This window comes from Pseudidiomarina sp. CB1, from assembly GCF_024752025.1.
GTDB lineage: Bacteria > Pseudomonadota > Gammaproteobacteria > Enterobacterales > Alteromonadaceae > Pseudidiomarina.
Map to the genome: position 1 here is coordinate 88,208 of NZ_JANTPU010000002.1, position 21,223 is coordinate 109,430.

Genomic DNA, 21,223 nt, shown 5'->3' on the forward strand with positions numbered 1-21,223 from the left:
GATCCAAAAAAGGATAAATTTGTGAAATTTCTTAAGTGGTTATTGTATAGCCTAATTATTGCATTTGTACTAGGAACGTTAACGGTTGGCGGTTTATACCTGTATTACCAAGACGAAATGCCGACCGTGGCAGAAATCCGCGAAGTGCGTTTACAAACACCTATGCAAGTGTACTCTGCAGACGGTGAAGTCATTGCGCAATTCGGTGAGATTCGACGTATTCCGGTGGCTTTGGAGGACGTACCTCAACCTCTTATTGATGCTTTTCTAGCGACTGAAGATAACCGCTTCTATGACCATTTCGGTATTGACCCTATTGGGGTAGCGCGTGCTTTTTTCCAACTCGTAACGACCGGTGATATACAAAGTGGCGGTAGTACGATCACGCAACAGCTTGCGCGAAATGTTTACCTTACTTTAGAGCAAACCTGGACCCGAAAAATAAAAGAAGCCTTCATCGCTCTGCACATCGAGCGTCATCTTGAAAAAGATGAAATTCTTGAGCTTTATTTGAATAAGATCACGTTTGGTCATCGTGCGCATGGGGTGGGCGCGGCAGCGCAAGTCTATTATGGCAAAGAACTCCACGAGCTAACCCTAGCCGAGATGGCGATGATCGCGGGCCTACCCAAAGCGCCTTCGACGATGAACCCAATCTCGCGTCCAGATCGAGCGCGGGATCGACGTGCTGTGGTTCTTGGGCGTATGCTTGCAGAAGAAAAAATCACCCAAGCCGATTATCAAGCGGCATTGTCGGCACCCATTAAAACCAAAGTGCATGGCGCTGAAGTCACGATGTCAGCACCTTATTTAGCAGAAATGGTGCGTGCCGAGATAGTCAACCGTTATGGTGAAGACGTCGCTTACAACAGTGGCTTAAAGGTCTACACCACCGCAAGTGCAAAGCAGCAACGGGCGGCGCAACGGGCGGTTCAGCACAATTTACATGGTTATGACGAGCGTCACGGTTACCGTGGCGTTGAAGCACAATTTTGGCAAGCAGGTGATGAGCAACCTACCCGCGACGAGTTGCTGGAGCGTTTGGCCGCATTTGAAGCGATAGGTTTGACCCGCCCAGCGGTAGTGCTGACAACCACGGAACAGGAAGCTTCGTTGCTGTTTGCCGATGGTCAAGAAGTGGTCCTGCCTTGGTCTGGCATGGCATGGGCACGCCCCTTTATGAACCAAGAGCGGCAAGGGCAAACCCCCGAAACAGTGAGTGATATTTTTGATCCTGGGGCGGTCGTACGGGTACGTTTAACGCCACAAGGCTGGCGGCTCGCACAAATTCCTGAGCCCAGTGCCGCATTGGTAGCACTGCGTCCGAATGATGGTGGCATCGCTGCAGCGGTTGGCGGCTATAGCTTCGCGGTGAGCCAGTTCAATCGCGCGGTGCAAGCGGAACGTCAAGTCGGTTCAAATATTAAGCCGTTCATCTATTCCGCAGCGTTAGAAAATGGCTTCACCCTTTCAACGCTGGTCAATGACGCCCCGATCAACCAGTGGAATCCTGGCAGTGGTATTGCGTGGCGACCGCGTAATTCACCTGATGTGTATGAAGGACCCATTCGCGTTCGCGAAGCGTTGGCAAAATCAAAGAACGTTGTTTCGGTACGTCTGTTGCGTGCGATGGGTGTCGATACCGTTGTCAATTATCTGACCAAGTTTGGGTTCGATTACGATGAGTTACCGCGGAACGAATCGTTGTCGTTGGGTTCAGCGTCAATGACCCCGTTGGAAGTCGCGCGTGGCTATGCGGTCTTTGCAAATGGGGGGTACTTAGTTGAGCCTTACTTTATTGAGCGCATTGTTAATGCTGAAGAGCAAGTGATTTATCAAGCACGGCCGAAAGTGGCATGTGTTGAGTGTGAACCGGCTGAGCGCGACGTTTTAGCTGCGCCACAGGTCATCACTGAACAAAATGCTTTCTTGGTAACCCAAGCAATGAATTCCGCGGTGTGGGGTGGCGGCAGTTGGGCCCATAAAACGGGTTGGAATGGCACCGCGTGGCGTATTCAACGTTCTGAAGCCATCAACGATAAAGCGGGTCGCAATGTGGCGGGTAAAACCGGTACGACGAACGATGTCAAAGATACGTGGTTTTCTGGTTTTGTTAGCGGCTTAGTGGCGACCGGTTGGGTAGGCTTTGATAGCTTGGATCGTGCCCTTGGCAGCACCACCATGAACAGTAACCTTGATAGCAGTGAGCAGCCGATCTCCGGAACAGAAGCTGGCGCCAAGACCGCTTTGCCAATGTGGATTGATTTTATGGAGACTGCGGTAACGGAGGTTGCAGCTGAACCCTTTGATGTGCCACCTGGTCTGGTATCGGCGCGGATTGATCTGGCCACGGGTAAGTTAAGTCGTGCGAGTGATTATACGACTCGTTTTGAGTACTTTATTCCTGGGACGGCACCTACCGAGTACGCGGATTCCAAGTCGTCGCCAACAGTGTTTGGTGACGACGACTCGATCTTCTAGCTTTAGACCTTTTTGCTCAGGCGGCTAAGCAACTGATTGAGATCAGATTGTACGCCGCCTGCAGTAACTTCTTTACCGGCCCCTGGGCCACTAATGACAAGTGGCATTTCGTGGTACCAGTCGGTGTAGATCACGAAGATATTCTCGCCTGGGATCAAGTTGGCGAGCATGTCGCCTTCAGGAATGTATTCAATACCTACGCGTGCACGCACGGTGTCATTGTCCTGTACCGCAAAGCTGGCGAGTAAACGGGGTACCTTGCCGGTTTTCTGAGCGTCCTGATAAAGATCTTGCATGCCATCATCGAGCTCAGGCAAACGTTGCATAAACTCATCTAGGGGAATATCAGCAAGGTGCTCGGGCAGTAAGCTATCGACATCGATATCTTTCCAATCCAAGCGCAGGCCGATCTCGCGAGCCAAGATCAATAGTTTGCGAATAATATCTTGGCACGACAAGTCTTCACGCGGGTCAGGCTCGCTTAAACCGCGTTCTTTCGCTTCTCGCACTAAGTCACTGAACTTCACTTCGGCGTTAAAGTTTTCAAACAACCACGACATGGTGCCCGAGAAGATCCCTGAGATACTACGAATAGTATCGCCAGAGTTACGTAAATCATTCAGCGCATAGTTCAACGGCAAGCCAGCGCCTACCGTGGTGTTGTAATACCATTCACGTTCGTATTCTCGTTGAATGGTGCGAATTTCGTTGTACTGGCTCTCGGTCGATGCCCCAGCGCGTTTATTGGCACTGACAATGTGCAGACCATTGGCGAAGAAACTCGGATACAACTGTGCGACCGCAATGGCGTCGGTTAGATCGAGCATAACCAACTCGTCATAAGGCGCGTTGGGGAGCTCTGGAATGAGCTGACTCATTTCATAGGGGCGCGCTAAGCGGGCAAAGTTGTCCTGCCAATCGGTCAGATCTAAACCGTTATAGTCCAGCCACATTTGGGTTGAGTTCAGAATGCCGATAATCCGCACATCCATTTGTTCGTTAATGCGCTCCCGCAAACGGCGGTACAACGCTAACCAAGCACTACCAATGTTACCGCGGCCGACGACCAGCACACCAAGGCTGCGGCGATGGTTAAACAGCTGGCTGTGGATACGGTTGAGCAAACGGTTATCAAGCTTTTGTTCGAGAATAGCGACGACCGCATTGTTATCAGGGGTCAGTGCTAAGCGACGTAAAGCTTGCTCGCTGGTTTCTTGTTTGAACGTGGCAAATTGTTCGGTCTCTTGAATGCGGTTACCCACTAGGGCCAGCATCGAGTAGCCCGTGAGCTTGCTGGCACTGTTTTTGACGTCTTGCTGCTCGAGCCATGTTTCCATGAACTCAAGATGGTTCTGGTGGTACGCATAGTAAGCGTGGTGTTGCTCAACTTCATTCCAGCTGATCAGTGGCGTTAAATCTAAGTCCTCAAAAGCCTGCACCAGTTTGGCGTCGCGTAAATCCACGCGAAACAGCACCACTTCGGAGAGCGCGGTAAGGACTTTACCGGTCGGCTCGGTATCTTCGTACTGGCCAATCCGAGTCTGCTGATTCTCGACTTTTAAGCTGGAACGCACGGCAATCACCATACGCTCGCGATTCACCGGTTGGAAGGTACGAGGGTGCAACACGGGACTGCCCAAGCGAGCAAGTTCTTCCGCTTCACGCCAGTCTAAAATCGGTAGACTTACGACCCGTTCCACTTTGCGCGGGTCGGCAGAATAAACGCCAGCTACGTCCTTCCAAATGGTGACTTGCTTGGCATCGATAAGGCTGCCCACAAGGGTGGCCGAATAATCACTGCCGTTGCGTCCTAAAATGAGCGAGCGGCCATTAGGGTCGGCGCAAATAAAGCCCGTTACAATAAAGCGCGTGCCGGCATGCGGGGCAATGCGGTTAAGCAGCCCGTTGCGGGAAACTTCGGTGCGAATGAGTGGTTCTGGGGCGTGATCAGCGACCAAGAAGCTGCGCGCATCGATAGCCTCAGCTTGTGTACCTTGCTGCTGTAGCAGCGCAGCAAGCAGGCGTGCAGACCACAGTTCACCATAAGATAAAAGCTCTGGGCGATTGTTGATAACTTCGTTACCTGCAAGCCAATTCCACCAGCGGTTAAAATCCTGGCGTGATGCTTCAAGCATGCGCTCCTGCTGGGCACCGCTCAACAACTCAGTGATCAGACCCTGCTGATATTTTTCGAGCTGTTTTAGTAAAACTTCAGCCATTCCCAGATCGTCGGCGTCGGCAGCACTTTGTTTGGCATCAATGATCGCCAAAATGCGATTGGTGGTATCACCTGCCGCCGAAACCACGACGAGATCACTGGCGCCCGCATATTCGGTAACGATACGCGCGACGCGGCGATAGCAATAGGCATCAGCAAGGCTGCTGCCACCAAATTTATGTACTTGAACTTGTTCAGCAACCGCTTGAACTTGCGCGTCCGAAACCTCTAATTGCATGATGCGTCTGCGTTCTCCAGTAAAAGAGTGAAAAGTGGCGATTATACGACCGCACTTGCCTACGTTAAAGAGCTCTTAATGGTACTTTTACGTAAGGGTACCAGATCACAGCCGTATAGACAGCTAAGCGTATAAAGTTGACTGTACCGCAGACACTAGTACAATTCATCACATTATGTGGGGTTTTCAACAAGAAGGTGCAGTATGGAGTGGGATGGCGAGTACATTTACCCGTATGTAGAACATGGACAAAAAAGCGAGAAGGTGAAGAAAATTACGGTCTCCATTCCGACGCGTGTGTTGAAAGTCCTCACCGACGAACGCACTCGTCGGCAAGTGAAAAACTTGCGTCATGCCACCAATAGCGAATTACTGTGTGAGGCGTTTTTACATGCCTTTACAGGGCAGCCTTTGCCTGAAGATGACGATCTGCGCAAAGATAATCCACACAAGATCCCAGCGTCAGTGCGCGATGAATTGACCCGTCGTGGTTTACCGATTCCAGCCGAAGAAGACCTCGACTAAGCCGAGGTCTTCACGTTTACCACATAGCACCTACAATAGGTACTCGAGCGCCGTTTCATCGCAGTTGTCTTTGCGTGGGCACAGCTCGCAATCTTTCATTACCTTCTCTGGGAGCTTGTCTTTTACCGTCAGGCGAAAGTTTAAGCGGCCAAAGAATTCAGGTACACGGGTCAGCACAATGGTGCGACTAATCCCGAGCTCTCGCGCACGCCAAAGCAGAAAGGCCACCAATTCAGCACCGAGACCTTTGCCTTGCGCTTGCGGAAACAAGCCTAAACTACGAATCTCCGCTAAGCCGGTGCTGTACACATAAAGCGCTGCACAGCCTACCACTTCGTCATTAATTTCTGCCACAGCAAAGCTTTGAATGGCTTGCAAAATATCGGCTTTGTCGCGGGGCAGGTTTTCACCCTGCTCAGCCCAATAGGCAATCAGCTCACAGATTTTATCGGCGTCACTGAGACGCGCCTGACGCACGTGCTTGCTAGCGGCTTCGGCAGCATGCAACCAGTCGTTGGCGTGTTTTATCGCTGTACGCACCGCAGCGGGTGCAGTGCCACCAAGCGCATTGCGCTGACTAACACCATAATCCAGTTCAAGAACTGGGTAGACATCGTCGCCGATTTCCGGCGAAAATTCACCAAATTCAGCTAAAGTGAGCGCTTCAAGCGGTTTGCTCTGCTGCTGTGCGTAAAGCACTGCTGCGCCGGTAATATGATGCGCATCGCGAAACGGAATGCCTTTACTAACGAGGTAATCCGCCAATTCAGTGGCGTTGCTGTAGCCCATGGCCGCCTGCTGTTTGGCATGTGCTTCATTAACGCTTAACTCGGGCACTGCAAAGGTCAGCATTTGCAGACATTGTAAGTAGGTATGCAGAGCGTCGAATAGACCTTCTTTGTCTTCTTGCATGTCTTTGTTATAGGCCAATGGCAGACCTTTTAAGGTCGTTTGCAGTGCGTGCTGATGACCAAAAACGCGCCCGGTTTTACCGCGCAGTAGCTCAAACAAATCGGGGTTCTTTTTCTGTGGCATCAACGACGATCCGCTGCTAATGCGATCGCTCATGGCGAAACACCCTGATTCGCCAGAACAATAAAAAATAACGTCTTCAGCAATCCGCGATAAATGCACCATGCCAGTGCTGGCGCTATGCAATAAATCCAATGCGAAGTCACGATCCGAGACGCCGTCAAGGCTGTTCTCGCTGGCATAACGAAAGCCCAAGGAGTGGGCGAGTGCCTCACGATCAATGTTCGCTGTGGTGCCTGCTAATGCACCACTCCCTAACGGGCACACGTCGATGCGCTTCATCGTTTCTTTCAGACGGCTAACGTCGCGCTGTAGCATTTGCACGTACGCCAACGCCCAATGCCCAGCCATAATCGGTTGCGCGCGCTGTAAGTGCGTATAACCGGGTAATGGCGCCGCTTGATAGCGTTCGGCGAAAACCAGTAGAGCTTGAATTGCTGCGAGATTGGCACTGACTAACTCGGCGCCGACGGCTTTGCAAAACAAACGCAGATCGGTCGCCACCAAGTCATTGCGGCTGCGACCGGTGTGGAGCTTTTTCGCGGTCGCGCCGATTTTTTCAATCAGTTGCGCTTCAACCCAACTGTGAATGTCTTCTGCGTCGGTTTGCAACGGCAGCTGTGGGTCCTGCTCCACGGCGACTTGCAGCTCTTGCAGTGCTTGCTGTAATTGTTGATGCTCGTCGGCGGTCAACAGCTGAGCCTGCTGCAGCGCCTGCGCCCAAGCTTGCGAAGCTTGTAAGTCGTACGGTGCGAGCCGATAGTCGAAGCGAAGCGAGTCATTGAACTGTTTGAATTCAGCGGCGCTAGGCTCACTGAACCGTCCACCCCATAAACTCATGATGAGCCTCCGTCGTGTTCATGTAAGGCACGGATCCGGCTAGCTAAGCTATACAAACGGATAAAGCCTTCCGCATGTTTTTGATTATAGACTTCGTCTTCGTCAAAAGTGGCGAAAGCGTTTGAATAGAGGCTATTCGGCGAACGTTTTTGCGTGACCGTCACTTGACCTTTGTACAACTTCACCACGATGTCACCGGTCAACGGCTCGGCTAGCTTTGTTGCCGCGGCAAGCATCACTTCACGCAGTGGGGTGAACCAGCGCCCGTCATACAACAGCTGCGCGAATTCGTTACCCAAACGAATGCGATAGTCTTGCGTGGTGCGGTCGAGCACCAGACTTTCGAGGCCTTGCAAGGCAGCGTAGAGCACGGCACCTGCTGGCGTTTCATAGCAGCCCCGTGACTTCATACCCACCAAACGGTTTTCGACCATATCTAAACGACCAACACCATGTTTACCAGCTAACTTATTCAGTGCGTCGATCGCAGCAACGGGCTCAATCGCTTCGCCATTCAGGGCTTGCCATTCACCGTTGGCAAACGACAAAGTGAGGTAGTCAGCTTGCTCGGGTGCTTGCTCTGGTTCAGCGGTCCAAGTCCAAACCTGCTCCGATGGCGCATTCCAAGGATCTTCAAGCTCACCGCCTTCGGTTGAAATGTGCCATAAGTTAGCATCGCGGCTGTAGATCTTGGTCGCCGATGCTGCGCAGGGGATGTTGCGTTCAGCTAGATACGCCAGCAAATCAGGGCGGCTACGCATGGTCCATTCGCGCCACGGCGCAATCACCTGTAAATCCGGTGCCAATGCTGCAAAGCACGACTCAAAGCGTACTTGGTCGTTGCCCTTACCGGTACAGCCGTGGGCAAGTGCGTCAGCGCCTACTTTGCGGGCCACTTCAACTTGCGCTTGGGCGATGATCGGCCGTGCCAGCGCTGTCCCCAGTAGGTATTGGCCCTCGTAAATAGCACCGGTTTTCAGTGTTGGGAAGATGACTTCGTTAACGAATTTATCTTTCAAATCTACGACATAGCAGCTACTTGCACCCGAAGCGATGGCTTTTTCTTCCACGCCTGCCAGCTCATCTTCGCCTTGACCGACGTCAGCGACAAAGGCGACCACCTCGCAGTCATAGTTTTCTTTTAACCATGGCACGATGGCGGAAGTGTCAAGACCACCTGAATAGGCTAAAACAACTTTGTTTACGGACGTGCTCATGCTTGGGCTCCTGCAAATAATTCAACTAAAACGGCATTTTGGGCGTGTAGCCGGTTTTCGGCTTGATGCAAAATAAGAGACTGCGGTCCATCAATCACTTCGGCCGTGACTTCGCGACCACGGTACGCTGGCAAGCAGTGCATAAAGTACTTGGCGCCGAGTTGCTTCATCAGATCTTGGTTCACTTGATAAGGTGCAAAGTCGTGCATGACTTGATTACTATCGCGCTCTTGCCCCATCGAAAACCAAGTATCGGTATAAATAGCATCAGTTTGTTGCAGATTGTTGAAATCGTGATGCAGACTGATTTCGGCGCCGGTTGTTTGGCCAACTTTCTGCGCATCGGCTAAAAGTTCTGCATTCGGCGCATAACCAACCGGTGTTACGATTTGCAGATTCATGCCCGCTAAAGCAGCGCCGGCCATAAGGGCATGGCAGACATTGCAGCCGTCACCGACATAGGTCAGGGTTACCTTGGAAAGGTCACCTAATTGTTCCGTCAGCGTCAACAAATCGGCCAGCGCCTGACAAGGATGACACTCGTCACTGAGTGCGTTGATCACTGGTTTATCTGCCGCCGCCGCTAATTCATCAAGGGTCGCTTGCGAATAAACGCGCGCCACAATGGCATCGTGCCACAGCGCCAAGTTAGCGCCGACATCGCTCGCTGGTTCACGGCTGCCCATGAGGTTCTCGGCATCAAGGTAAATGCTATGGCCGCCTAAGCGGTTGATGCCAGCAGCAAAACTCGCGCGAGTGCGTAACGATGGCTTTTCAAAAACCAAAGCGATGCTTTTACCTTGCAGGTGGCTTTGCCACGCGCTTGGGCGTTGTTTAATGGTCTGCGCCAAATCCAAAATATGGCTCAATTGTGCGCTGCTTAAATCGCGCATTGCTAATAAATCTTGCATGTGAATTCCTAACTAAAATTACGTAATCGACGACGAAACTGCGTTAAAGCTGAACGCGGGTTCCAGCTGGCTCGCCGCGCGCTAATCGGGATAGCGCATTGGCATCGTGCCAGCCGGCCACCGCGATGGTTCGTCGCGAAGCCTTGTTGAGGACCACCTGCGCTGCCTGCAATGCGGCATTGAGCTTGACGATCATGCCGTCACGGATGGTGCCGTTGGCAATGAGTTCAGGCGCCTGGGCGGCGGTGATGGTTTCGATGAGTTGGCCGTCGTGGTCAAGTATGCCGACCACATCGGTAAGTAATATAAGATCGCCATGCAGCACTTGGGCGACGGTGGCCGCCGCCAAGTCGGCATTGACGTTCAAGCGTTCGCCTTGGTCGCTGATCCCGAGCGAACTGAGAATAGGTAAGTAGTCGTGCTCGATTAGCAACTGTAACAACGTGCCTGAACCTGCCTGTGGCATACCAACGGCGCCGCGACTGCTGTCGACTTCGCAACGCACTGTATTACCTGCCTGTAAGGTTAGGCCTACTGGCTGCAGACCATGTTGTTGTGCGAAAGCGCAGAGCTGGCTATTGACGTCACCGGCGAGAACGCCTGCAACAATTGGAATATGTGCCGCTGGGGTGACCCGCTGGCCGTCAATTTTTACGCTCTCGTGACCGAGTTGCTGCAGTAACTCTTGTACTTGGTCGCCGCCACCGTGCACCAGAACCAAGGGGCGTAATTCTGCGAGCCGCTTCACTGTGGTGAACAGTTGTTGCAGTGCGTCAACGTCGGTGAGTACTCGCCCACCGAGCTTAATGATGAGTGGCGTGCTCATACGACCGCTCCGGGGCTTGGGGTAAGGCCTGTAGTTGACGGTAGACCTACATACTGATTCGCAAGTTGTAGTGCTTGCGCGGCTGCGCCTTTGAGTAAATTATCAATCGCGACCGATAGAATGAGCTGGTTGCCATGCACTTTAAAATAGATATCACAGTATGGCGTGCCAACCACTTGTTGCAATTTTGGTGGGGTCGCGACTAACCGAACTAACGGCTGCTCAGCGTAGCAAGCCGCAAAAGCCTCGGCGACCATGTCGCTGTTCACCTGCTCGGCAAGCTGCGCATAAATGGTCGCTAAAATGCCCCGCTTAAAGTTACCTAGGTGCGGAACGAAAATGACATCACGACCAATAGTCTGCGCCATTTCTGGCTGATGGCGATGTTCAGCCACGCCATAGGCCTGCAAACTGACTTCGCAAAAACTAGTGTGTACTGCCGCTTTGCGACCTGCGCCAGAGACACCACTTACGGCATTTACGATCGGTGTGCTTGGTGTGGCTAGTAGTGACATGACAGGGCGCAACGCTAAGCTCGCGGCCGTTGGGTAACAACCAGGAACGGCAATCAGCGGCTCATCACCGCACAATTTCGTAAACTCAGCCAAGCCATAAGGCACCGGTTGCGCCAATGACGGCTGTTTAAAGCCATAAGCTTGTTGATGTTGTAAGGGGTCGCCAAGCCGAAAGGCACCAGAAAGATCAAACACCACCAACCCAGCAGCGATCAATTCGGGCGCCAGCTCAGCACTGGCTTCATGCGGGAGCGCTAAAAAAACCACTCGAACCTGCTGCGCTAGTTGCGGCAGCAGATCCGAGTGCCAAGGTTGCAGAATTTGCTCGCACCGCCCCGCTAACTGCGGATACAACGCGGAGATGGGCTCTGCTTTCTCACGTGCGCTTGAAGAAAATGCATGGGTCACGTCGAAAACTGGATGGTTATGCAACAACCACAGAAGTTCAACGCCGCTATAGCCGCTTGCTCCAAACACAGCGCATTGTATGGTTTCTTGCTTTGACATTCACAGTAAACTTATGACCAAAAGATGGCCTAAGTATATTGAATAAAAATGCACAAAACAAGAATAAGTATTATCTTTTTTGCGATCTCAACAAAATAATCAGAAGTACCAGCCCAAAGGTTCCTAAAAACAGTCCCAGCGCCTGCAGCAGGGTGTTCTGCCAACGCGGTTGTTGGTGTGTTTCTTCAAGGTAGTAAGTGCGCGTAAAGGAATCATTTACGGCCTCCGGAATCGGGCGATTAAACTGTTCGCCACGATAATCGCTAAGCAAAAGGATCTTAGGTTTTCGACGCTTCAGCATATCGAGGTGTTGTTCTTGTCGCTCTGCTAAACCGCCACTTTGCATCTGCGGGGCTAAATGATAGATGTCTTGCGGCTCACCGGGTAAAACGACACCTGGCGACTCATATTCGTAGACGGTTTCAGAGAAAAGTAATTGCGTGTAGCCGAGGTAAAACATAGGCACGGCTAGGGCTATACAGAGCACTGCCGCGTACATGCGTATCCGTTCTCGCACTAAGCTTTGCACTTTTTGCTGGCGCAGCCATGCATCAACACTTGGAATGCGGCTCAATTTAGCATGCACATAAGCGCGATCAAGCTGTGTAAGTACATCTTCCAACTTAAGTGACAAAGCACTCAGCCAAGCGGCAAGAATTTCAGCTGAAGGTAGCGAGCGCTCACCTTCAAGTTTCGATAGGTAGGATTGCTCCACACCCATTTTTTCGGCCAGCTCCGCTTGGCTAAGATCTTGCTCGGTTCGTTGTTGTTTTAAGTAATCACCTAACGTCATTGTTCTAGTCCTTGTTGATTGAAATCAACGCTGATTCTTAGCTATTCCTACAGGCATAAAAACATGAATATTAGCGAATAACTAGGAATAGTTAGGTTTAGACAAAAGTTAGGTTGTGCAGCGGAGGGGGCAGCGGAGTAATTACTCCGCCATATAGTTCTTTGGTAGGTCGATGCGCGACGCGCCCGAAGCGACAGCAGCTTCGGCAACGGCTTTGGCGACGCGGGTCTTCAAACGCGGATCGAGTGGTTTCGGAATAATGTAATCGACACCGAACTCAAGTTTGTCGACGCCAGAGGCTTTGAGAACTGCTTCAGGAACGGGTTCTTTGGCGAGCTGACGAATCGCTTCAACGGCGGCAATCTTCATTTCGTCGTTAATAGCGCGTGCGCGAACGTCGAGTGCGCCCCGGAAAATGAATGGGAAGCACAGTACGTTATTCACTTGGTTTGGATAATCAGAACGACCGGTGGCCATAATTAAATCATCGCGAACTTCGTGGGCAAGTTCCGGCTTAATTTCTGGATCAGGGTTTGAACAGGCAAAGATAATTGGTTTGTCGGCCATCAACTTTAACGCGTCGGGCGACAGCAGGTCAGGGCCAGAAACACCAACAAAGACGTCTGATTCGGTGATGACGTCTTCTAAGGTGCGTTTATCCGTGTTGTTGGCAAATAACGATTTGTAAGGGTTCAAGTCTTCGCGACGGGTGTGAATCACACCTTTAGAGTCGAGCATATAAATGTGCTCGCGCTGCGCTCCGCACTTTATCAGCAACTCCATGCAAGCGATGGCGGCGGCGCCGGCGCCTAAGCAGACGATTTGGGCTTTGCGTAATTCTTTGCCTTGAATTTCGAGTGCGTTCAAAAGGCCTGCAGCGGTCACAATGGCGGTGCCGTGTTGATCATCATGGAAAATCGGCACATCACAACGCTCTACCAGCGCCTCTTCGATCTCGAAACACTCTGGCGCTTTTATATCTTCGAGGTTCACGCCCCCAAAACTATCGGCGATATTGGCAACGGTGTTGATAAAATCTTGAGTGGTGCGGTGCGTGACTTCGATATCGATCGCATCAAGGCCTGCGAAGCGCTTGAACAATAGGGCTTTACCTTCCATGACGGGCTTGGAGGCCATTGGGCCAAGATTGCCGAGTCCCAAAATAGCGGTGCCGTTGGAGATGACCGCGACCATGTTGCCTTTGGCGGTATAGCGGTACACGTCATCTGGATTTTCAGCAATTGCCCGAACCGGTTCGGCAACACCAGGGCTATAGGCTAAGGCTAAATCCTTGCTGGTCTCGGCAGACTTGGTCAGTTCAATACTGATCTTTCCCGGTGTTGGATAAGCATGGTAATCGAGCGCTTGCTTGCGAAAATCAGACATGGACCTAGGTACCCTCTTTCATTGCGACGGCCGTTATAGCCAACATTCATTTAGTGAATAATCGCCATTGTAGAGGGTTAACTGCGAATAACAAATCTTACCTGATGGTCGAAGTGCTCGAAGCGCCTTCTAAAAACCGACGAAACTGTAGAGTTGTATAAAAATAAACCGTTGCTCGATCGAGCTCGAATGGGGGCTAAGCTCTCGTAGGGCATAAAAAAAGGCGCCTTTTGGCGCCTTTTTCTGAATCTGCTGCTAAACCATCGTTTTTACGATGATTTCTTACCACCCAACACGCTGAAACGCTTGTTGAATTTGTCGATACGACCACCGGTGTCCATAATACGCTGTTTACCAGTGTAGAACGGGTGGCACTCTGAACAAACGTCAAGGTGCAATTCGCCACCTTTGGTTGAACGGGTGGTGAAGGTGTTGCCACATGAACAAGTCACGTTCATGTCTTCGTACTTAGGATGAATACCTGCTTTCATAAGGGTTACCTCAATTGGGCCGCATCGCTATACGGACTCTCTCCGCACACCACGCGTGGTTAATAATGGAATAATTAGGGCGCGGATTCTACCCGAACGCACGCCAATGATCAAGCACAGGATCGCGCTTGCGCCTCGCCGCGCATGGTCGCACAATAGCGGCTATGACCAAGTCCGCCGCAGCCGAACTCTTTGCAAATGATAGCACCGTCGTTAACGTGGCGGTGCCAGTGCCCCTTGCCCGCCATTTTCATTACCACTGCGCAACGGTCCCCCCCTGTGGCACGCGACTGAAGGTGCCGTTTGGTAACCGCTCGTTAGTGGGCTTTAGCTTAGGCGCAGCGACCGCTGTTACCACTGAGTTTGAGCTAAAGCCAATTCATGCCGTGTTGGACGATGAACCCTTGTTGCCAACGGCAGTCTGGGATCTTTTACAGTGGGCCGCCGAGTATTACCAGCATCCGCTGGGTGAAGTACTCAATCATGGTTTACCCGTTTTACTCCGCCAAGGAGAACCCGCGAGCTACAAAACCACCGAGGGGTTTCGCGTGACCGAAGCGGGTCTTGCAATTGAGCTGAATGAGTTGCGTCGAGCACCACAGCAACAACGTTTATTGGCAGCTTTGCGTAACGGCCCCATGCTACGGCGTGATATTACGGCGCAAGAGTTTTCGAGTGCTGCCCTGAAAGCGCTGCAAGAGAAAGAATACATCGAGAGCTTTCAGCATGTTCCGCAGACCAATGCGGATTGGTCGTTTGTGATCGGTAGTGAACCTTTACAGCTGAATCCCGAACAGGCTTTAGCTGTTGCCGCCATTGGCGCTGCCAGCAAGCCGCAAACCTATTTGCTTGAGGGCGTTACCGGTAGTGGTAAAACGGAAGTGTACTTACAAGCCATGGCCGAGGTGCTGCGCAAGGGTAAACAAGTGTTGGTGTTGGTGCCTGAGATCGGTCTGACGCCGCAAACATTACGACGTTTTCAGAAGCGCTTCGCAGTGCCGATTGTCATGCTGCATTCCGCACTGACCGACCGTGAGCGTTTAGATGCCTGGCTCGATGCTAAAAACGGCGGAGCTGCGATCGTTATCGGTACACGTTCGGCGATTTTCACGCCATTTAAGCGGTTAGGCATGATTATTGTTGATGAAGAACACGACAACTCTTTGAAGCAACAAGAAGGTTTCCGTTACCACGCGCGCGACTTGGCGGTGGTGCGTGGCCAGAAAGAACAGGTGCCGGTGATTTTAGGTTCCGCCACGCCTTCGCTCGAGAGCATTAATAACGTCGCCCAACAGCGCTATGCACATTTACAACTGACGCAGCGCGCTGGTGGCGCCAAGTTGGCGCGGCAAACGGTGCTTGATATTAAGCAATTGCCGCTAAAAGGTGGGTTGTCGATGCCACTCATCGAGCAGATGCGTAAAGAGCTGGAACGCGGTCAGCAGGTGCTGGTGTTCTTGAATCGCCGCGGCTATGCACCGGCGTTGTTATGCCACGAGTGTGGCTGGCTCGCGCAATGTCGCCGCTGTGACGCCTACTACACTGTGCATCAACGACAACAAATGTTGCAGTGTCATCATTGTGGCGACCAACAACGCTTGCCCAAACAATGTTTCGACTGCGGCTCGACGCAGTTGGTGGGGCGCGGAACTGGGACTGAGCAACTTGAGCAAACGCTGGCTGATATTTTCCCTGAGTTTCCAGTCCTGCGTATCGACCGTGACAGCACGCGGCGCAAAGGGAGTTTAGCGAAGCACTTGACCGCTGCGACCGAGAACAAATACCCCATTTTAGTGGGCACACAAATGATCGCTAAGGGTCATCATTTTCCGCACGTGACACTGGTAGCTTTGCTTGACGTCGATGGCGCGCTGTATAGCTCTGATTTTCGGGCGGCCGAGCGGCTCGGTCAATTGATCACGCAAGTTGCCGGGCGAGCTGGCCGTGCTAGTGCGCCGGGTACCGTGGTGTTGCAGACCCATCATCCCGAGCACGATCTATTGCAGGACCTTATTCACAATGGTTACGCTGCTTTTGCGCGTTCACTACTGCGCGAGCGGCAGTTAACCCAATTACCGCCGTTTGCGCAACTTGCCCTGTTTCGGGCCGAAGCACATGAGGCCGAGCAGGCGCAATCTGCGCTACAAGTGATTGCCGCACAGTTACCTGAACACCCTGAGGTTTTCGTGCTGGGGCCGATGCCAGCAGTGATGGAGCGCCGAGCGGGTCGCTACCGCTATCAGTTGTTGGTACAGTGCCAGCAGCGTGGATTGCGGCAACAGCTCTTGCAGCATACCCTAGCAAAACTGGAAAATTTGCCGGAATTACGCCGCGTGCGCTGGTCGTTGGACGTAGACCCACAAGACTTTAGCTAGTAAAATGGCGCGGTTTCCCTGAATTGAAAGCGAACAAGCGTAAATGCGCATCGTAAATGACAAAGGTTGGATGTAAATGAAAGAGCAGTTGGAGCAGTTATTAGCGGCCGCAGTGGCCACCTTACAAGCGCAAGGCACTTTACCTGCGGAATTAAGCCCGCGTATCCAACTGGACCGTCCACGTGATAAAAGCCATGGTGATTTTGCGACCAACCTCGCGTTAATGTTGGCAAAGCCTGCTGGAACGAACCCGCGCGCATTGGCTGAAGCCCTCATCGCAGCGCTGCCCGAAAATACCCTCATCGCTGAAGCAAACATTGCCGGCCCTGGTTTTATTAATTTTGTCATTAGCCAAGACCAACTGGTACAGCAGCTCGAAGCCGCCTACCAAGATGCACACGTCGGAGTGGCCAGTGCCGAGCAAAGCCAGCGTGTGGTGATTGACTATTCTTCGCCAAACCTTGCCAAAGAAATGCACGTCGGTCATTTGCGTTCGGCCATTATTGGTGATGCGGTCGCACGCGTCTGTGAGTTTTTAGGCCATACGGTGATTCGGCAGAATCACGTGGGTGACTGGGGTACCCAGTTTGGGATGTTGCTGGCGCACATGGAAGAGCTTGAAGGCAATGAGCTCGCCATGGAGCTGAGCAACTTAGAGACCTTTTACAAAGCTGCGAAGAAACGCTTCGATGAAAGCCCTGAGTTTGCCAATCGTGCCCGTGAACTGGTGGTCGCATTGCAGTCGGGCGACAAAAAATGCCTCGACCTGTGGCAGCAGTTTATTGACGTATCGTTGAGTCATTGCCAAGAAGTTTACGACCGTTTGGGCGTGAAGCTTACGCGTGACGATGTGATGGCAGAAAGTGCTTATAACGCTGACTTACCACAAGTTGTCGAAGACCTACGTGAGCAAGGTTTGCTGGTAGAAGATCAAGGTGCGCAGTGTGTATTCCTTGAAGAGTTTAAGAACAAAGAAGGCGAAGCTTTACCGGTTATCGTGCAGAAATCGGGTGGTGGCTATTTGTATGCGACGACCGACTTAGCGGCCGTACGTTATCGCCAGAACGTCCTTAAAGGCGAGCATTTGATGTACTTTGTGGACCAGCGCCAAGGCCTGCACTTTCAGCAGATTTTTACTTTAGCGAAGAAAGCTGGTTTCGCCCGTGACGACTTGCAAATGGATCATTACGGCTTTGGTACGGTCATGGGTAAAGATGGCCGACCTTATAAAAGCCGCGACGGTGGTGTTACTAAGCTCGCCGACTTGCTGGACCAGGCAGAAGCGCGTGCGCTGGCGTTAGTGCAAGAAAAAAACACCGACTTGTCGGCGGAAGAACAGGCGCAGGTTGCCAAAGTAGTGGGTATTAGCTCAGTGAAATATGCCGACTTGTCGAAGAATCGTACCAGTGACTACATTTTTGACTGGGACACCATGCTTAGCTTTGAGGGTAACACGGCGCCTTACTTGCTTTACGCATACACTCGTGTGATGAGCGTGTTTAACAAAGCTGGCGTAAAGCCCGACGCATTAAGTGGCGCCTTTGTGTTACAAGATGATCGTGAATTAGCGCTTGCTAACCTGTTGGTACGTTTCAACGAAGTCGTGCATACTGTGGCGAAGAAAGCGATGCCGCATTTCTTATGCGGCTACTTATTTGACCTCGCTGGCGCCTTTTCGAGCTTTTATGAAGCTTGCCCAATCTTGCAAGCTGATGATGAAGCGCTGCAGCAAAGTCGTTTGAAGCTTGCTGCTTTAACAGCGAAGACACTGCGCCAAGGTCTCGACCTTCTTGGCATTGAAACACTGGACAAGATGTAAGCATGGATTACGCAAATCGCAAACGCCCGCCTCAACGCAAGCCACGCTCGACGAGTAAGGGTAAAAAGCAAGCTCCGCAACGCCAAGTGCCATGGGGCATTGTGGTGCTGGCGATCATTTTAGTGATCGCATTGATTGCTGGTTTACGGTTTATTGCGGGTGGCAATCCTGAAGCACCGTTGCAATCCACTCAAGAGGTCCCAGCAAGCACGCCTGAGATGCAAGCAGAGCCGATGCCGGAAAAGCCGGAAGAGCGCTGGCAATATATCGAGGAGCTGGAAAATCTTGAAGTTGAAGTTGATGTTCCTGAGCGTGAACTCGGGCCGCCGAAGCTGATGCAGTGCGGCTCGTTTCGCCAGCGTGCTGACGCCGAACGCCTTAAGGCTGCGATTGCGATGCAAGGTTTAGAGTCCGAGATCTACCCATCCAATGGTGGTACGTGGTATCGCGTGGTGCTCGGCCCTTATGAAACCAAGCGTGCGGCCGAGGCTGATCGCCATACCCTACAACGGGCCAGTATTCATGGCTGTCAAATCTGGAACTGGAATCTGTAAGTATTAGATTTCGGTAAAAGCATTGAATTTCGCAAATGCGCCCTCATTAAAGTTGGCATAGCAACTTAAGAGGACGCAATTGTGACAACGATAGTTTCTGTCCGCCGCGGTGACAAAGTCGTCATCGGCGGTGATGGCCAAGCCACACTTGGCAATACAGTCATGAAAGGCAATGTGCGCAAAGTGCGACGCCTTTACAACAACCAAGTCATCGCCGGATTTGCCGGTGGTACTGCGGACGCCTTTACCCTATTTGAGCGGTTTGAAGCCAAGCTGGAACAACACCAAGGTAACCTTGCCAAGGCGGCGGTTGAGCTTGCCAAAGATTGGCGGACCGATCGAGCGCTACGTCGCCTTGAAGCACTATTGGCGGTCGCCGACAAACACACCTCACTGATTATTTCTGGCAACGGCGACGTGATTCAGCCCGAAAATGATCTGATTGCCATTGGTTCTGGTGGCCCGTATGCCCAAGCCGCAGCCCGCGCGTTGTTGGAAAATACTGATCTTGGTGCACGCGATATCGTAGAGAAAGCACTCACTATTGCTGGTGAGATCTGCATTTACACGAATACCAACCAAACCATCGAAGAACAGGAGTCTGTGGCCGATGTCTGATATGACCCCACGTGAGATTGTCGATGAGCTGAACCGTCATATTATTGGCCAAGACAATGCAAAAAAAGCCGTTGCGGTAGCCTTGCGTAACCGTTGGCGTCGTATGCAATTACAAGACGAGCTACGTCAAGAAGTCACCCCAAAGAATATTTTGATGATTGGTCCAACGGGTGTCGGTAAAACTGAAATTGCGCGCCGCTTGGCGAAGCTGGCGAATGCACCTTTCATTAAGGTTGAAGCGACGAAGTTTACCGAAGTTGGTTATGTCGGTAAGGAAATTGAATCGATTGTTCGCGATCTTACCGATACTGCGGTGAAGCAAACGCGCGAACAAATGATGAAAAAAGTGCGTTTCCGTGCTGAAGAAGCCGCGGAAGAACGCATTCTCGACGCTTTACTACCGCCAGCAAAAGGCTGGGCTGACGAGGACAAAACGGAACGCGAACAGAGTAATACGCGACAGGTATTCCGTAAAAAGCTTCGTGAAGGGCAGCTCGACGATAAAGAAATCGAGATCGATATCGCAATGCCGCAAATGGGTGTAGAAATTATGGCACCGCCGGGCATGGAAGAAATGACCTCCCAGTTGCAGAATATGTTCCAGAATCTTGGGCAGGACAAAAGCAAGCCGCGTAAGCTGAAAATCAAAGATGCGTTCAAGCAGTTGGTAGAAGAAGAAGCGGCGAAAATGCTCAACCCAGAAGAGGTGAAGGAGCAAGCCCTGAATTCCGTAGAACAAAACGGCATCGTGTTTCTCGACGAGATTGACAAAATTTGTAAGCGTGGCGACACCAGCGGTTCCGACGTTTCGCGTGAAGGCGTACAACGTGACTTGCTGCCGTTAGTGGAAGGAACCACAGTGTCGACCAAGCACGGCATGGTGAAGACCGATCACATTCTGTTTATTGCCTCGGGCGCTTTCCAGATGTCGAAGCCGTCGGATTTGATTCCTGAGCTGCAAGGCCGCTTACCGATTCGTGTCGAGCTTGATGCGCTGACCAGTAATGACTTTGTGCGCATTTTAACCGAGCCGAATGCGTCACTGACGACCCAGTACATTGCCTTGATGGCTACTGAGGGCGTTGAGATCGCGTTTACCGAAGACGGTATTCAGCGGATTGCGGAAACGGCGTTCCAAGTGAACGAAACGACTGAGAACATTGGTGCACGGCGGTTGCACACGGTTTTAGAGCGCCTGATGGAAGATATTTCGTTCCGCGCAAGTGACTTACAAGGTCAGCAAATCAGTATTGATGGCGCGTACGTTGACGAGCACTTAGGCAAGTTAGCGCAAGATGAAGACTTGAGTCGCTTCATTTTATAACGTTATCAGCTATACTGTGCCTGAAACTATCCTTCTATCAATGATGTAACAGGCAGGGGAACGGCAATGGAATACAATACTTCGGAGCTTTGCGATCTCTACCCTGACATGGTCGACGTGGTCGAGCCCATGTTTGTTCACTACGGTGGGCGCGTATCGTTCGGTGGCCAGTTGGTCACTGTGAAGTGCTTCGAAGACAAAGGTGTCATCGAAGAGGTCGTGCAGCAGCCGGGCACCGGCAAAGTGCTGCTGATCGACGGTGGCGGCTCCAATCGCCGTGCCCTTATCGACATTGCGGTGGCGGAATTGGCACTGGATAATGACTGGGAAGGTATTGTCTGCTTCGGCGCTGTGCGCGACGTTGACGCACTTGATGAGCTGGATATTGGCATTTTGGCATTGGCGTCAATTCCAGTAGGTGCACCTGCTGAAGGTATTGGTGAAGTTGATGTTGCCGTGAATTTTGGTGGCGTGACCTTCTTACCTGAAGATCATTTGTATGCCGATACGACTGGCGTCATTCTCTCGCCCGAGCCGCTTGATATCGAATAAA

General features: G+C 51.8%; 17 protein-coding genes. 8 read left to right on the forward strand and 9 right to left on the reverse strand.

The genetic code is table 11. The features are described 5' to 3' along the window. The first annotated feature begins 21 nt into the window (after positions 1 to 21). Positions 22 to 2,481, forward strand: coding sequence for a penicillin-binding protein 1A (locus NV375_RS09755; RefSeq protein ID WP_258808044.1), 2,460 nt, complete (start codon positions 22 to 24; stop codon positions 2,479 to 2,481). 2 nt (positions 2,482 to 2,483) lie between these two features. Here the strand turns inward: NV375_RS09755 and metL are convergent, their stop codons facing one another. Beyond that, positions 2,484 to 4,937, reverse strand: a complete 2,454-nt coding sequence (metL, locus tag NV375_RS09760; protein WP_258808045.1) for a bifunctional aspartate kinase/homoserine dehydrogenase II — start codon at positions 4,935 to 4,937, stop codon at positions 2,484 to 2,486. 204 nt (positions 4,938 to 5,141) lie between these two features. Here metL and metJ point away from each other — a divergent pair, with 204 nt between their 5' ends. Next, on the forward strand, positions 5,142 to 5,462 hold the full coding sequence (gene metJ / locus NV375_RS09765) for a met regulon transcriptional regulator MetJ (protein ID WP_126773087.1): 321 nt from the start codon (positions 5,142 to 5,144) through the stop codon (positions 5,460 to 5,462). Between the two features lie 30 nt (positions 5,463 to 5,492). Here the strand turns inward: metJ and argH are convergent, their stop codons facing one another. The 8 genes from argH to rpmE all read right to left on the reverse strand — a co-directional run bounded on the left by argH (position 5,493) and on the right by rpmE (position 13,980). Continuing rightward, positions 5,493 to 7,334 (reverse strand): argininosuccinate lyase, encoded by a 1,842-nt coding sequence (argH, locus tag NV375_RS09770; protein WP_258808046.1) that lies wholly within the window; start codon positions 7,332 to 7,334, stop codon positions 5,493 to 5,495. Beyond that, on the reverse strand, positions 7,331 to 8,551 hold the full coding sequence (locus NV375_RS09775) for an argininosuccinate synthase (protein ID WP_258808047.1): 1,221 nt from the start codon (positions 8,549 to 8,551) through the stop codon (positions 7,331 to 7,333). The genes argH and NV375_RS09775 overlap by 4 nt, the downstream gene beginning before the upstream one ends. Further along, on the reverse strand, positions 8,548 to 9,462 hold the full coding sequence (gene argF / locus NV375_RS09780; RefSeq protein WP_258808048.1) for an ornithine carbamoyltransferase: 915 nt from the start codon (positions 9,460 to 9,462) through the stop codon (positions 8,548 to 8,550). The genes NV375_RS09775 and argF overlap by 4 nt, the downstream gene beginning before the upstream one ends. A gap of 43 nt (positions 9,463 to 9,505) precedes the next feature. After that, positions 9,506 to 10,288, reverse strand: a complete 783-nt coding sequence (argB, locus tag NV375_RS09785; protein ID WP_258808049.1) for an acetylglutamate kinase — start codon at positions 10,286 to 10,288, stop codon at positions 9,506 to 9,508. Then, the gene (gene argC / locus NV375_RS09790; RefSeq protein ID WP_258808050.1) at positions 10,285 to 11,310 is read right to left on the reverse strand and encodes an N-acetyl-gamma-glutamyl-phosphate reductase; all 1,026 of its coding nucleotides are present in this window, start codon (positions 11,308 to 11,310) and stop codon (positions 10,285 to 10,287) included. Before argC ends, argB begins: the two co-directional genes overlap by 4 nt. Positions 11,311 to 11,380: 70 nt before the next feature. Next, complete coding sequence (locus NV375_RS09795) at positions 11,381 to 12,103, reverse strand: helix-turn-helix domain-containing protein (protein ID WP_258808051.1); 723 nt, start codon at positions 12,101 to 12,103, stop codon at positions 11,381 to 11,383. 141 nt (positions 12,104 to 12,244) lie between these two features. Continuing rightward, positions 12,245 to 13,489, reverse strand: a complete 1,245-nt coding sequence (locus NV375_RS09800; protein ID WP_258808052.1) for a malic enzyme-like NAD(P)-binding protein — start codon at positions 13,487 to 13,489, stop codon at positions 12,245 to 12,247. Positions 13,490 to 13,758: 269 nt separating this feature from the next. Beyond that, on the reverse strand, positions 13,759 to 13,980 hold the full coding sequence (gene rpmE / locus NV375_RS09805; RefSeq protein ID WP_126773109.1) for a 50S ribosomal protein L31: 222 nt from the start codon (positions 13,978 to 13,980) through the stop codon (positions 13,759 to 13,761). A 164-nt stretch (positions 13,981 to 14,144) separates the two neighbouring features. Here rpmE and priA point away from each other — a divergent pair, with 164 nt between their 5' ends. The 6 genes from priA to rraA all read left to right on the forward strand — a co-directional run bounded on the left by priA (position 14,145) and on the right by rraA (position 21,222). Then, positions 14,145 to 16,355: a primosomal protein N' gene (priA, locus tag NV375_RS09810; protein ID WP_258808300.1), complete on the forward strand. Its 2,211-nt coding sequence runs from the start codon at positions 14,145 to 14,147 to the stop codon at positions 16,353 to 16,355. Between the two features lie 76 nt (positions 16,356 to 16,431). Next, the gene (argS, locus tag NV375_RS09815; protein ID WP_258808053.1) at positions 16,432 to 18,174 is read left to right on the forward strand and encodes an arginine--tRNA ligase; all 1,743 of its coding nucleotides are present in this window, start codon (positions 16,432 to 16,434) and stop codon (positions 18,172 to 18,174) included. A 2-nt stretch (positions 18,175 to 18,176) separates the two neighbouring features. After that, entirely contained in the window at positions 18,177 to 18,728 is a 552-nt protein-coding gene (locus NV375_RS09820) for an SPOR domain-containing protein (RefSeq protein WP_258808054.1), read from the forward strand. An 81-nt stretch (positions 18,729 to 18,809) separates the two neighbouring features. Beyond that, positions 18,810 to 19,346, forward strand: coding sequence for an ATP-dependent protease subunit HslV (hslV, locus tag NV375_RS09825; RefSeq protein WP_258808055.1), 537 nt, complete (start codon positions 18,810 to 18,812; stop codon positions 19,344 to 19,346). Continuing rightward, positions 19,339 to 20,670 carry an HslU--HslV peptidase ATPase subunit gene (hslU, locus tag NV375_RS09830; protein ID WP_258808056.1) on the forward strand — a complete coding sequence of 444 codons (1,332 nt, stop codon included), beginning with the start codon at positions 19,339 to 19,341 and terminating at the stop codon, positions 20,668 to 20,670. Before hslV ends, hslU begins: the two co-directional genes overlap by 8 nt. A gap of 66 nt (positions 20,671 to 20,736) precedes the next feature. Further along, complete coding sequence (rraA, locus tag NV375_RS09835; RefSeq protein WP_258808057.1) at positions 20,737 to 21,222, forward strand: ribonuclease E activity regulator RraA; 486 nt, start codon at positions 20,737 to 20,739, stop codon at positions 21,220 to 21,222. Position 21,223: the final 1 nt, after the last annotated feature.

What these genes read in the sequence shown, in the direction of transcription:
- metL (WP_258808045.1), bottom strand. Translation starts at nt 4,937, where the DNA reads ATGCAATTAGAGGTTTCGGACGCGCAAGTTCAAGCGGTTGCTGAACAA.
- metJ (WP_126773087.1), top strand. Translation starts at nt 5,142, where the DNA reads ATGGAGTGGGATGGCGAGTACATTTACCCGTATGTAGAACATGGACAA.
- argH (WP_258808046.1), bottom strand. Translation starts at nt 7,334, where the DNA reads ATGAGTTTATGGGGTGGACGGTTCAGTGAGCCTAGCGCCGCTGAATTC.
- NV375_RS09775 (WP_258808047.1), bottom strand. Translation starts at nt 8,551, where the DNA reads ATGAGCACGTCCGTAAACAAAGTTGTTTTAGCCTATTCAGGTGGTCTT.
- argF (WP_258808048.1), bottom strand. Translation starts at nt 9,462, where the DNA reads ATGCAAGATTTATTAGCAATGCGCGATTTAAGCAGCGCACAATTGAGC.
- argB (WP_258808049.1), bottom strand. Translation starts at nt 10,288, where the DNA reads ATGAGCACGCCACTCATCATTAAGCTCGGTGGGCGAGTACTCACCGAC.
- argC (WP_258808050.1), bottom strand. Translation starts at nt 11,310, where the DNA reads ATGTCAAAGCAAGAAACCATACAATGCGCTGTGTTTGGAGCAAGCGGC.
- NV375_RS09795 (WP_258808051.1), bottom strand. Translation starts at nt 12,103, where the DNA reads ATGACGTTAGGTGATTACTTAAAACAACAACGAACCGAGCAAGATCTT.
- NV375_RS09800 (WP_258808052.1), bottom strand. Translation starts at nt 13,489, where the DNA reads ATGTCTGATTTTCGCAAGCAAGCGCTCGATTACCATGCTTATCCAACA.
- rpmE (WP_126773109.1), bottom strand. Translation starts at nt 13,980, where the DNA reads ATGAAAGCAGGTATTCATCCTAAGTACGAAGACATGAACGTGACTTGT.
- priA (WP_258808300.1), top strand. Translation starts at nt 14,145, where the DNA reads ATGACCAAGTCCGCCGCAGCCGAACTCTTTGCAAATGATAGCACCGTC.
- argS (WP_258808053.1), top strand. Translation starts at nt 16,432, where the DNA reads ATGAAAGAGCAGTTGGAGCAGTTATTAGCGGCCGCAGTGGCCACCTTA.
- NV375_RS09820 (WP_258808054.1), top strand. Translation starts at nt 18,177, where the DNA reads ATGGATTACGCAAATCGCAAACGCCCGCCTCAACGCAAGCCACGCTCG.
- hslU (WP_258808056.1), top strand. Translation starts at nt 19,339, where the DNA reads ATGTCTGATATGACCCCACGTGAGATTGTCGATGAGCTGAACCGTCAT.
- rraA (WP_258808057.1), top strand. Translation starts at nt 20,737, where the DNA reads ATGGAATACAATACTTCGGAGCTTTGCGATCTCTACCCTGACATGGTC.